Below are 11,844 nucleotides of genomic sequence, written 5' to 3' on the forward strand. Positions count from 1 at the left end.
TGTCGGGCAAGATGCATTTCGTCGGCCCCGATCAGATGCACGGGTTCGAGGAACGTCTGACCACCGACATCTACCCCGCTGATTTCGGTTGGACCCCTGACTACCGCAAACCCGGAGAGCGGATCGACTGGTGGTATCACAACATGGGTTCGGTCACCGGCGCGGGTGTGGCTGAGATCACCAACCAGATGGAGTATGATGACGAGGTTTGCTACAATGCCACGCGCAAGCTTTATGACCTGTCACGCGGGCATGACGCACGCCCATGGTGCCTGACCGTCAGCTTTACGCACCCGCACGATCCCTATGTGGCGCGCAAGAAATACTGGGACCTTTACGCAGACTGCGCCCAACTGATGCCACAGGTCGGACCAATCCCCTACGCCGATCAGGATGCGCATTCGCGGCGGATCCTTGATGCCAATGACCGCGACAACTTCAAGATCACGGATGACGATATCAGGCGCGCGCGCCGCGCCTATTTCGCCAATATCTCTTATCTGGACGACAAGATCGGTGAGATACTGCAAACGCTTCAGGACACGCGGCAGGAAGCGACAATTATCTTTGTGTCGGATCACGGCGATATGCTGGGCGAACGGGGTCTGTGGTTCAAAATGTCCTTCTTTGAAGGGTCTGCACGGGTACCCTTGATGATCGCGAGCCCTGATATGGCACCGGGCCTGAACACCACCCCTGTCAGCACAATCGACGTGACCCCGACGCTGTGTGCACTGGCAGGCGTCGATATGTCCGAAGTCGCCCCTTGGACCACGGGCGAAAGCCTCGTGCCGCTGGGCCAAGGCGGGAGCCGCGAGACACCTGTCGCCATGGAATACGCCGCCGAGGGCAGCGAGGCGCCGCTGGTATGCCTGCGCTATGGCAAATGGAAATACACCCGCTGCGCGCTGGACCCTGATCAACTCTTTGATCTGGAAGCAGACCCACAAGAGCTGGTGAACCTTGCCGAAGTCCCCGCCCATCAAGGTACCGTGACGCAGTTGCGTGCAAAATCCCAAACGCGGTGGGACCTCTCCGTCTTTGATGCCGCCGTGCGCCAATCGCAGGCCTGCCGCTGGGTCGTTTATGAGGCATTGCGCAACGGCAATTATTACCCATGGGACTACCAGCCGCTGCAAAAGGCCTCCGAACGCTACATGCGCAATCATATGGACCTCAACGTGCTCGAAGAGAACCAGCGCTTCCCGCGTGGTGAATAACCGCGTCTTTCCATGTCCCTTCAAACTTCCGCCGGAGGCTTCTGCCCTATGCGCCACTCTCCCAACACCCGCTCATCACGCGCTTGCGCGCATTCTTCGCCACGCGACGCGCGCCGTCAGGCGCAAGGAGCGCGCTGATGCAAGCTGATTATGTTATCGTCGGCGCAGGTTCTGCTGGCTGCGCCATCGCCTACCGTCTTGCCGAGGCAGGCAAACAGGTCCTCATCATCGAATATGGCGGCTCCGATGCAGGGCCGTTCATCCAGATGCCTGCCGCCTTGTCCTATCCGATGAATATGTCCCGCTATGACTGGGGTATGAAATCCGAGCCCGAACCACATTTGGGCGGGCGGCAGTTGGTCACGCCACGGGGCAAGGTGATCGGCGGATCTTCCTCGATCAACGGGATGATCTATGTGCGCGGCCATGCCTGCGATTATGACCATTGGGCGGAAAGCGGTGCGCACGGCTGGTCCTATGCCGATGTGCTGCCCTACTTCAAACGGATGGAGCATTGGCACGATGGTGGCCATGGCGGCGATCCGGCATGGCGCGGCAAGGATGGCCCGCTGCATGTCACGCGCGGCCCCCGCAAAAACCCCCTCACACGCGCTTTTGTCGAGGCGGGCCGCCTGGCGGGCTATCCTGTCACCGATGACTATAACGGCGCGCAGCAAGAAGGGTTCGGACCGTTCGACGCCACAATCTACAAGGGCAAACGCTGGTCGGCGGCAACGGCCTACCTGCGCCCTGCGCTCAAGCGCCCCAACTGCAACATCACCCATGCCCTTGCGCGGCGCATCGTGATCGAGAACGGTCGCGCCGTGGGGGTTGAAGTCAGCCGTGGCAAGAAGATCGAGGTGATCAAAGCCAACAAAGAGGTCATCATCGCGGCCTCTTCCCTGAATTCACCAAAGCTTTTGATGCTTTCGGGCATTGGCCCCGCCGCACATCTGGCGGAACACGGGATTGAGGTCGTCGCCGACCGCCCCGGTGTGGGCCAGAACCTGCAGGACCATCTGGAACTTTACATCCAGCAGGCTGCCACAAAACCGGTCTCGCTGTTTTCCCACTGGAACATCCGTGGCAAAGCCAGGATCGGGCTGGAGTGGCTTTTGTGGAAAACGGGTCTTGGCAGCTCAAACCAGTTCGAGAGCGCAGGCTTTATCCGGTCCAAAGCAGGTGTCAAATACCCAGATATCCAATACCATTTCCTGCCGATTGCTGTCAGCTATGACGGCAAGATTGCCCCGGAAGGCCATGGATTTCAGGCGCATGTCGGCCCGATGCGCTCACAGTCGCGCGGGCAGGTCACCTTGCGCTCGGCCGACCCGAATGATCACCCGAAAATCGAATTCAACTACATGTCCCATCCGCAGGACTGGGAAGATTTCCGCACCTGCATCCGGCTGACCCGCGAAATCTTTGCGCAACCTGCCTTTGATGAATTCCGTGGTCATGAAATCCAGCCGGGCGATGCGGCCCAAACCGATGACGCGCTCGATGCCGTGATCCGTGAACATGCTGAAAGCGCCTATCACCCCTGCGGCACCTGCAAGATGGGCGATGTAAACGATCCAATGGCGGTCGTTGATCCTGAAACCCGTGTTATCGGGGTCGCGGGCCTGCGGGTTGCGGACAGTTCGATCTTTCCGCGTGTGACGAACGGCAACACCAACGGTCCCTCGATTATGGTTGGCGAGAAAGCGGCAGATCATATCCTGCAGCGGCACCCTCTGGCGCCTTCAAACGATCAGCCGTGGATTCATCCTGATTGGGAAACACAGCAGCGGTGAACGACCTGTGACATGTTAACACTTTTTTAACCTTTATACCCATTCGGGCTTGAAGCAGGGCTTAACACTTCTCTAACTCAGAGGATGTTACGCATTCTGACCCTTCTTGTGGCGCTCTTTGCTACCCCTGCGCTTGCGGCGCCGAATGGCACGGTCCGCGTGATTGATGCTGACACGATTGATGTGGGCGGCACGCGGGTGCGGCTGTTCGGGATAGACGCGCCCGAAATGGGCCAACCCTGTGCGGCGGACGGGCGGCAGTGGGATTGCGGGGCCTGGACCCGCGATGCCGTGCGCAATCGTTTTGAAGGCACTTACGCCCGCTGCCAACAACGCGACATCGACCGCTACGGGCGGGTTGTGGCGCAGTGTAGCGTTGACGGGCAGGATATGGGCCAGTTGATTGTCTATTCCGGCATGGCCTGGGCATTCCGGCGCTATTCCGAAACCTATGACCTTGAAGAAAAGGCCGCCGCGATTGCTGAACGCGGGCTTTGGGCCGTGGACGTGCAGATGCCATCCGATTTTCGCGCCACGCAATTCGCGGATGATCCGGTGCCGAACCGGAATTGCGCGATCAAAGGCAATATCTCGTCCTCGGGTCGTATCTATCACATGCCCGGACAGGAACATTACGACCGCACCCGCATTAATCCGGCCAATGGCGAGCGCTGGTTCTGTACGCGGGCCGAGGCTGAGGCCGCAGGTTGGCGCGCGGCACGCCGGTAGTTGATCCGGATCAATGAAAGCTGTGCTTGGGGACACTAGGATCACAGTGACCAATCAACAAAGGACCACTGTGATGTCGCATACCCCGCATGAACTTATCGAAGAGTTTCCAGACCAGATCGCAGCAATGCAATCGCTCAAGGAAAACGACGCGCATTTCGCCAGAATCTATGAGGAATACCACGCGCTCAACCGCGCAATCCACCGGGCCGAGACTGATGTCGAACCCACGGACGACCTGCACATGAGCGAGATGCGCAAAAAGCGCATGGTACTGAAAGATCAGGTTGCGGCGGCGCTGCGGGCGGCCTGATCAGGCCGCTTCACCCTCCTCGACGACGTTCTGGAAACGCTCAAAGAATTCGTCCGCCATCTTGCGGGCGAATCCCCCGATAATCCGGCTGCCAAGCTGGGCCAGCTTGCCGCCTACTTTCGCCTCGACGTCATAGGTCAGTTCGGTGCCGCCCTCGACTTCGGTCAGCACCACATCGGCCCCGCCCTTGGCAAAGCCCGCGACGCCGCCCTTGCCTTCGCCGGTGATGGTATAGCTCTTGCCGGGGACCACGTTTTCCAGTGTCACCTCGCCTTTGAATGTCGCCTTGACGGGTCCGACCTTTTGTTTGACGACAGCGGCAAAGCCCTCTTCGGGTGAGCCGGTCAACTCTTCACAGCCCGGAATGCAGGCCTTGAGCGTTTCGGGTGAATTGAGATGTGTCCACACCGTAGCAATATCGGCGGCAATGACCTTTGAACCTTTCAGTTCCATGAGCGTTCCTCCCTGAATGTAATCATAGCAACGGGAATGCGTCGTTTAGTCAAGCTGATAGGGTAAAATCCCGCGACGGTCGGGATCAACGCGCAATTGCCGTTCCAGCGGCGGGACAGAGCGTTGGTGACAGTTCCGCCGCTCGCAAATCCGGCAGGAAATCCCGATCGGCGCGTAGGTTTCGGCTGCGCCCAGATCCATATGGTCGGCATAGACCAAAGCGGGCGCGTGTTTCACCTCACAGCCCAGCCCGATGGCATAGCGGCGGGTCGGCACATTATAGGCGCCGCCTGATTTGCTCACATCCCGCGCAAGGCAGAAATAGCGCACGCCATCGGGGGTTTCGGCCAGTTGGCGCAGGAATTGTCCGGGCAGTTCGAACGCCTGATGCACATTCCACAGCGGACACGCCCCGCCATAGCGGGCAAATTGCAGGGTCGTGGCCGAGTGCCGTTTCGTGATTGTGCCCGCCTGATCGACGCGGACAAAGAAGAACGGAATGCCTTTGGCGCCGGGGCGTTGCAGCGTGGAGAGCCGGTGCGCGACCTGTTCGATGGATGCGCCAAAGCGCGCGGAAAGAACCTCAAGGTCGTGCCGCGTGGTTTGGGCGGCGGACAGGAATGCGCCATAGGGCATCAGCGCGGCCCCTGCGAAATAATTGGCCAGCCCCACCTTGGCGATGCTGCGCGCCTCGTCCGACTGAAAACGGGCAAGGTCAAGGGTGGCTTCCAGCAAGGGTTCTTGCGCGATCAGCGCCAGTTGCAGCAAAAGCTGAAAGGTCTGTGTGGCGTGACTGGCATATTGTGAAATCGTCAGGGTCTTGGTTGCCGGATCAAAGTGCCGCATGTCGGCGACATCCTTGAACACGGTGGTGATCCCGTGACTGCCCAGCATGCGCACAGCGGCATCTGCCATTGCCTCGCCGGGGTTTGTGCGGCTGGCAAACCGTTCGGCGGCGCGGTCGACGGCGTCGATATAGTTGTCACAATAATGAAAGAAATCGCGCACTTCTTCCCATGGGCTCGGGCGCAAGCGGGCGTCTTCGCGGCCTAAAGCCTCGTCCAGTGAGGCCAGCCGTTCATGGGTCTGGCGGTAGGCCGCATGCAGATCAAGAAAGGCGCGCGCAAGGGCAGGGGCGTTGGCCGCAGCAAGGCGCATATCCGCGAGCGCAGGAGCAGGGCCTGTAAAGACCGGATCGGCCAGCGCCTCGCGCATATCGCTGACAAGGCGGGCCTCGTCACCCGATTGCAATTCGGTGACGTCAAAGCCGAATTCCTGCGCCAGCCCCAACACCACGGCGGTCGAGACCGGCCTGTTGTTGTTTTCCATCTGGTTGAGATAGGGCAGCGACACGCCCAGTTTTTCGGCAAAACTCTTCTGCGTCAGCGCCAGCCTGCCGCGCAGTTCGCGCAGTTTCGCACCAGCATAGAGTTTCTGAACTGCCATGTCGCACCTTTGCAGATTTGCTAACGCACATTAGCCGCTGCAAAGAGCGCGTCAAGCGATGCGCCGTTCCCGCCAAACCACGAAAAGGACCGACAGCATTGCCAGCACCGACACCAAGAGCATCAGCAATTGCAAAGGCAATGTGCCGCTTTCCACGGTCAGGATGCCACCTGCAAATTGCGAAAGTGCAGCGCCGCCGCCAATCATGATGGCTCCGCCAAGCCCGCTTGCCGTGCCTGCCAGATGCGGGCGCACCGAGATTGATCCTGCCATGACGTTGGGCAGCGTCATGCCGTTGCCCAAGCCAAGGAAGACGCAAAAACCGAAGAAGTTAAGCGGATGGATCACGCCTGCCAGCGTCAGCAGGGCTGACGTTCCAAGGCCTGCAATCGTAATGGCCGTACCGATCAAGGCCATGCGGTTGATGCCAAACTGCACTGAATACCGCCCCGACAGGAAATTGCCGAAGGCGTAGCCAAGGGCGGGTGCGCCGATGGCGATCCCGCTCCAGACAGGCGAGAGACCGAAAATCTCGGATGCGACGAAGGATGCGCCGCCCAGTAGGGCAAAAAACGCGCCCGAGCCGAAGGCCGCGCAAAGCACGTAGCCCCAAAACCGTGGTGAGCGCAGGAGTTCGGGATAAGAGGCTAGCTGGTCGCTGAAACTTGTGCCTTTGCCTGCAACGGTTTCACCCAGATCGAAGTAGCACAGGGCGAATGTTGCCATGCCTGCGAGAGCGAGAAAGACGAATGTGGCATGCCAGTCGAAGGCCTGTTCCAGCGCGCCACCCAGCATCGGGCCCAGCATCGGCACCAACGCCATGCCCATCGTGACATAGCCGATCATCGATGCGGCTTGGTCCTGCGGGACGATATCGCGCACGATCGCACGGCCTAGCGCCATGCAGGTGGCCACTGCGGCCTGAATGATGCGAAAGAACAGGAATGTCTCGACTGTTGTCGCCATCAGCGCTCCGATAGTCGCCAGCACGAAGATAAACAGCGACCCCAACACCATCACCCGCCGCCCGAAGCGATCAGAGATCGGCCCGACGAAGACCTGCAAGATAGCCGTTGCCGCGAGATACCCCGAGAGGGAAATCTGCATGATGGCATAATCTGTGTCGAAATAGGTCGTCATCGTTGCCAGTGACGGCAGGAAGATAGACATATTCAGCGCGGACATGCCGGTAATCAACACAAGTGTGATGATATGCGGTGGTGTAGTGCGATCCAGAAAGCGGATCATCGGTAAGGAAGCCATCCTTTTGATCTATGCCTCTGATCAGGGCTTGTCCATCGCTGCGGGAATAAGCGACCAGAATTTCTTTTATTAGCAGATTTGCAAAATATTCATTTAGCTAACTGCGTAATTTGCAAATATGCCTGAAGTCGCTTCTCGTGCGCGGGTGCGCGGGCTATACAGGCCGAACAATTGGCGGAGGTGTGATCTGATGGATGTTTTGCAGGAACTTGAAACGCGGCGCGAAGCGGCCCGTATGGGCGGCGGTGCAAAGCGGATTGCCGCACAGCACAGCAAAGGCAAACTGACCGCACGCGAGCGGATCGAGCTGCTTTTGGATGCGGATTCGTTCGAAGAGTTTGATATGTTCGTGGCCCACCGCTGCACCGATTTCGGCATGGAAAAAGAGCGCCCTGCCGGTGATGGTGTGGTCACAGGCTGGGGTACGATCAACGGGCGGTTGGTCTATGTGTTCAGTCAGGACTTTACCGTCATGGGCGGGTCTGTATCTGAAACGCATGGCCAGAAAATCTGCAAGATCATGGATATGGCAATCCAGAATGGCGCGCCGATCATCGGGATCAACGACAGTGGCGGCGCACGCATCCAAGAGGGTGTGGCCAGCCTTGCCGCCTACGGAGAAGTCTTTCAGCGCAATATCACGGCTTCGGGCGTTGTCCCGCAGATCAGCCTGATCATGGGGCCAACGGCCGGTGGCGCGGTTTATTCGCCTGCGATGACCGACTTTATCTTCATGGTCAAAGACAGCTCTTACATGTTTGTCACAGGTCCTGATGTGGTCAAGACCGTGACCAATGAACAGGTCACAGCCGAAGAACTGGGCGGGGCGAGTACCCATACCAAGAAATCATCCGTGGCCGATGCGGCCTTTGAAAACGATGTCGAGGCGATTGCCGAGGTGCGCCGTCTGATTGATTTCCTGCCTTTGCATAACCGCGACAAGCCGCCCGTCCGGCCCTTCTTTGACGATGTGAACCGCATCGAGGAAAGTCTTGATACGCTGGTGCCCGACAACCCCAATATGCCCTACGACATGAAAGAGTTGATCACGAAGCTGGCAGATGAGGGCGACTTTTACGAAATTCAGGAAGAGTTCGCCAAGAATATCCTGACCGGATTTATTCGCCTTGAGGGATCAACCGTCGGTGTGGTTGCCAACCAGCCGATGGTGCTTGCGGGCTGTCTTGATATTGACGCCTCGCGCAAGGCCGCGCGCTTTGTCCGGTTCTGTGATGCCTTCGACATTCCGATCCTGACCCTCGTCGATGTGCCCGGATTTTTGCCCGGGACCAGTCAGGAATATGCAGGCGTCATCAAACACGGCGCCAAGCTCTTGTTTGCCTATGGTGAGGCGACGGTGCCTAAGGTCACGGTCATTACGCGCAAAGCCTATGGCGGGGCCTATGTGGTGATGTCTTCCAAGCACCTGCGCGGTGATTTCAACTACGCTTGGCCCACATCCGAGATTGCCGTGATGGGTGCCAAGGGGGCGACCGAGATTATCCACCGCGCCGACCTGAACAACCCCGAGAAACTCGCCAAACACACGCAGGACTACGAAAACCGTTTTGCCAATCCGTTTGTGGCCGCCGAAAAGGGTGTCATTGACGAGGTGATCATGCCGCAGTCGACGCGCAAGCGGATCTGCCGTGCCTTTGCCTCACTGCGTACCAAGAAGGTTCAGACACCTTGGAAAAAGCACGACAATATTCCGCTTTGATGTGCCTGTGTGATCATAAATCCGCGCAGGGCCTGTCGCCGTTTCCTGTCTGTGGCGAAGAACTGCCGACACATGCTGTGACGCCTGCCGCGTCCGGCTACTATATTTGGAGCCACTTTTAATGTCCGCCCAAAATCTAGATAGGTCAGCGGGGCGCTGCCGGAATTCTGAGACTTTGCCGCAACAGCAGTTGCAGTTCGCCTTGGAGGTCTTTGAGAAAAAAGAATTTTTGCCTAAGGTGTGGGTGCGTGAGACTCATCTCGCGTGTCCGCAGGGCCAAGGCGACGCAGATCGCCAAAAGCCTTGCATGCATAGAGGCAGGCAAAAACAATGGCACAAGGACTTCTGGCTTTCACGGTGGCAGCGCTCATGGCGCTGGTTGCCGTTTCAGGCAGCCATGACCGCGCACCGCAGCAGATCATTTCTGATGCGGCCGCACAGCAGTACGTCACTTACGACGGGCTCTTTTAACGAAAATCGCTTTCTTGGATGGGCCTGCGGGCCCATCCGAACCACCTCTCTGATGCAGGGAGGCGCCAATGGCTAATCTTCCGTACATGGATAAACACCGCGGGTTTCCGGGGCGCTTGCAAGGGACAGACTTTCAGTTCACCCTGCGCCGCGCCAACAAGGACGGGGCGACCGCGTTAAGCGAACGCATCCGCTATCCGGACCGCCGTCCGGCAGACCGCCGCGCTGATGCCGGTTTTATGCAGGCGCTTTGGGAAAATTTCGGCGAAGAACCGTTTGTACGCGGCAATCTTGATGCGGGCCGCCTGAGCTGGCTTTTCGGGCGTGAAGTTATCCCTGCCGAGGACCCGTTTGATCCCGCGAGCTATGAGGCGATGTTGCAGATCGACGTCAAGGTTGCGCGCCAGAATTTCCCTGAAATTTTCGGGGATGAATGATGAATTTTGGCAACGTGAACAGAATGTTAACGAAACAATCTAGGCGGGAATTCGCTCAATTTCGTGCCGTGTTTCAAGATGACTGTTCAGGGTCCGGATATTGCGGCACGTTCAAAGCTGTAGCAGGTCAAGCCGATGCGGGTTCTGCTTCAAACTCTCTATACCGTTACCCTTCCCCTCATCGGCCTGCTTACTCACCAGGCAGGCCGATAACGGAAATCCGCTTGCCGGCGCGAAAAAACAGGCGTGATATTGGATATCACGGCGAAATCGCTATTCATCGTCGCGCAGATTGCACCAATTGTGGGGCGGTCGACATAACAATGATAGGCTTAAGATTATGCAAAAGACATCAATCATCCTTGCGACAGTGGCAGTATTTGGTTTGGCAGGTTGCCTCGATAACGACGTTGAGCGCGGTGTCGCTGGCGCGGCAGGTGGTCTTGTGGCTGCCGAATTGCTTGGCACGGACCGTACAGGAACAATGCTCGCTGGTGCAGCCGTTGGCGTACTATGCGACGACGCAGGCGTCCGCGCCTGCCGCTAAGGTAAATCACCGCGCCCGTCTGGGGCGTGCAATAAAAAGAAACCGTTGTCGGGGTGTGACCCCGGTGGCGGTTTTTTCGTTTTTGGGGACGTAAACAATGTTCAAGAAAATTCTGATCGCCAACCGTGGTGAAATCGCCTGCCGCGTGATCAAGACTGCCCGCAAGATGGGGATCAAGACGGTCGCGATCTATTCTGATGCGGACCGCAACGCACTGCATGTGAAAATGGCGGATGAGGCGGTACACATTGGCCCGTCCCCTGCAAACCAGTCCTACATTGTTATCGACAAGGTGATGGATGCGATCAAGCAGACCGGTGCCGAAGCCGTGCATCCCGGTTACGGCTTTCTGTCCGAGAACTCTAAATTCGCCGAGGCGCTTGAGGCCGCAGGCGTTGCCTTTATCGGCCCACCCAAGGGCGCGATCGAGGCAATGGGCGACAAGATTACCTCAAAAAAGCTGGCACAAGAGGCCAATGTTTCGACCGTGCCGGGTTATATGGGTTTGATCGCGGATGCCGAAGAGGCCGTGAAGATCTCCAATGAGGTCGGCTATCCCGTGATGATCAAAGCCTCTGCCGGTGGCGGTGGTAAAGGCATGCGGATCGCGTGGAACGACACCGAGGCGCGCGAAGGATTCCAGTCGTCCAAGAACGAAGCCGCCAACAGCTTTGGCGACGACCGTATCTTTATCGAAAAGTTCGTCACCCAACCCCGCCACATCGAAATTCAGGTGCTATGCGACAGTCACGGCAACGCGGTCTATCTGCACGAACGCGAATGTTCGATCCAGCGCCGCAACCAGAAAGTCATCGAAGAGGCGCCCAGCCCGTTCCTTGATGAAGAAACCCGCAAGGCGATGGGTGAACAATCCGTCGCTCTGGCACAGGCCGTGGGCTACACCAGCGCGGGCACGGTTGAGTTTATCGTCGATGGCGACCGCAATTTCTACTTCCTCGAAATGAATACCCGTTTGCAGGTGGAACACCCTGTGACCGAGCTGATTACGGGCATTGATCTTGTCGAACAGATGATCCGCGTCGCGGCGGGTGAGAAGCTGCCGTTCCAGCAGTCGGACCTGAAGATCAACGGCTGGGCGATGGAAAGCCGCCTTTACGCCGAAGACCCTTATCGCGGGTTCCTGCCATCCATCGGGCGTCTGAGCCGTTATCGACCACCAGCGGAAGAAGCGACGCCAACACGCGCCGTGCGCAACGACACAGGCGTTTTCGAGGGCGGCGAGATTAGTATGTATTACGATCCGATGATCGCAAAGCTGTGCACCTGGGCGCCTGATCGCGCCTCCGCGATCGAGGAAATGCGGCTTGCGCTGGACGGGTTCGAGCTTGAAGGGATCGGACACAACCTGCCGTTCCTTGCGGCGGTTTATGACCACCCCAAGTTTATCAGCGGCGAGATGACCACCGCATTTATCGAGGAAGAATACCC

At 58.2% G+C, this 11,844-nt stretch carries 12 protein-coding genes; 9 read left to right on the forward strand and 3 right to left on the reverse strand.

Translation table 11 applies throughout. From position 1 onward, the window contains the following. From betC to VGP75_RS03065, 4 genes are all read left to right on the forward strand, one after another. A partial coding sequence (gene betC, locus VGP75_RS03050) for a choline-sulfatase (protein WP_327542249.1) occupies window positions 1–1,220 on the forward strand: 1,220 nt, incomplete at its 5' end. Window positions 1,221–1,357: 137 nt separating this feature from the next. Then, window positions 1,358–3,016, forward strand: coding sequence for a choline dehydrogenase (gene betA, locus VGP75_RS03055; RefSeq protein ID WP_327542250.1), 1,659 nt, complete (start codon window positions 1,358–1,360; stop codon window positions 3,014–3,016). Between the two features lie 84 nt (window positions 3,017–3,100). Continuing rightward, window positions 3,101–3,745, forward strand: coding sequence for a thermonuclease family protein (locus VGP75_RS03060; RefSeq protein ID WP_327542251.1), 645 nt, complete (start codon window positions 3,101–3,103; stop codon window positions 3,743–3,745). Between the two features lie 73 nt (window positions 3,746–3,818). Continuing rightward, window positions 3,819–4,058 carry an HP1242/YdcH family protein gene (locus VGP75_RS03065; protein ID WP_327542252.1) on the forward strand — a complete coding sequence of 80 codons (240 nt, stop codon included), beginning with the start codon at window positions 3,819–3,821 and terminating at the stop codon, window positions 4,056–4,058. Here VGP75_RS03065 and VGP75_RS03070 read toward each other — a convergent pair whose 3' ends face one another. From VGP75_RS03070 to VGP75_RS03080, 3 genes are read right to left on the reverse strand one after another with little or no spacing between them, the layout of a single operon-like run. Further along, window positions 4,059–4,511: an SRPBCC family protein gene (locus VGP75_RS03070; protein ID WP_327542253.1), complete on the reverse strand. Its 453-nt coding sequence runs from the start codon at window positions 4,509–4,511 to the stop codon at window positions 4,059–4,061. A gap of 45 nt (window positions 4,512–4,556) precedes the next feature. Continuing rightward, a complete protein-coding gene (locus VGP75_RS03075) occupies window positions 4,557–5,957 on the reverse strand; it encodes a helix-turn-helix domain-containing protein (RefSeq protein WP_327542254.1) in 1,401 nt (466 codons plus the stop codon). 51 nt (window positions 5,958–6,008) lie between these two features. After that, window positions 6,009–7,220 carry a multidrug effflux MFS transporter gene (locus VGP75_RS03080; protein WP_327542255.1) on the reverse strand — a complete coding sequence of 404 codons (1,212 nt, stop codon included), beginning with the start codon at window positions 7,218–7,220 and terminating at the stop codon, window positions 6,009–6,011. Between the two features lie 187 nt (window positions 7,221–7,407). On the opposite strand from VGP75_RS03080, the gene VGP75_RS03085 reads away from it, so the two are divergent. From VGP75_RS03085 to VGP75_RS03105, 5 genes are all read left to right on the forward strand, one after another. Beyond that, window positions 7,408–8,940, forward strand: a complete 1,533-nt coding sequence (locus VGP75_RS03085) for an acyl-CoA carboxylase subunit beta (protein WP_327542259.1) — start codon at window positions 7,408–7,410, stop codon at window positions 8,938–8,940. Window positions 8,941–9,270: 330 nt separating this feature from the next. Then, window positions 9,271–9,411, forward strand: coding sequence for a hypothetical protein (locus VGP75_RS03090; RefSeq protein ID WP_327542256.1), 141 nt, complete (start codon window positions 9,271–9,273; stop codon window positions 9,409–9,411). An 86-nt stretch (window positions 9,412–9,497) separates the two neighbouring features. Then, a complete protein-coding gene (locus tag VGP75_RS03095) occupies window positions 9,498–9,848 on the forward strand; it encodes a hypothetical protein (RefSeq protein WP_327542260.1) in 351 nt (116 codons plus the stop codon). 340 nt (window positions 9,849–10,188) lie between these two features. Further along, entirely contained in the window at window positions 10,189–10,395 is a 207-nt protein-coding gene (locus VGP75_RS03100; protein ID WP_327542257.1) for a hypothetical protein, read from the forward strand. Window positions 10,396–10,492: 97 nt separating this feature from the next. Beyond that, on the forward strand, window positions 10,493–11,844 hold a 1,352-nt coding region (locus VGP75_RS03105; RefSeq protein WP_327542258.1), incomplete at its 3' end, for an acetyl-CoA carboxylase biotin carboxylase subunit.

It is taken from the genome of Yoonia sp. (assembly GCF_036007805.1).
Taxonomy (GTDB): Bacteria; Pseudomonadota; Alphaproteobacteria; order Rhodobacterales; family Rhodobacteraceae; genus Yoonia.

Excerpts from the sequence above, each read along its gene's own strand:
- VGP75_RS03060 (WP_327542251.1), top strand. The coding sequence starts at position 3,101 with ATGTTACGCATTCTGACCCTTCTTGTGGCGCTCTTTGCTACCCCTGCG.
- VGP75_RS03090 (WP_327542256.1), top strand. The coding sequence starts at position 9,271 with ATGGCACAAGGACTTCTGGCTTTCACGGTGGCAGCGCTCATGGCGCTG.
- VGP75_RS03100 (WP_327542257.1), top strand. The coding sequence starts at position 10,189 with ATGCAAAAGACATCAATCATCCTTGCGACAGTGGCAGTATTTGGTTTG.
- VGP75_RS03080 (WP_327542255.1), bottom strand. The coding sequence starts at position 7,220 with ATGGCTTCCTTACCGATGATCCGCTTTCTGGATCGCACTACACCACCG.
- VGP75_RS03065 (WP_327542252.1), top strand. The coding sequence starts at position 3,819 with ATGTCGCATACCCCGCATGAACTTATCGAAGAGTTTCCAGACCAGATC.
- VGP75_RS03070 (WP_327542253.1), bottom strand. The coding sequence starts at position 4,511 with ATGGAACTGAAAGGTTCAAAGGTCATTGCCGCCGATATTGCTACGGTG.
- VGP75_RS03075 (WP_327542254.1), bottom strand. The coding sequence starts at position 5,957 with ATGGCAGTTCAGAAACTCTATGCTGGTGCGAAACTGCGCGAACTGCGC.
- VGP75_RS03095 (WP_327542260.1), top strand. The coding sequence starts at position 9,498 with ATGGATAAACACCGCGGGTTTCCGGGGCGCTTGCAAGGGACAGACTTT.
- betA (WP_327542250.1), top strand. The coding sequence starts at position 1,358 with ATGCAAGCTGATTATGTTATCGTCGGCGCAGGTTCTGCTGGCTGCGCC.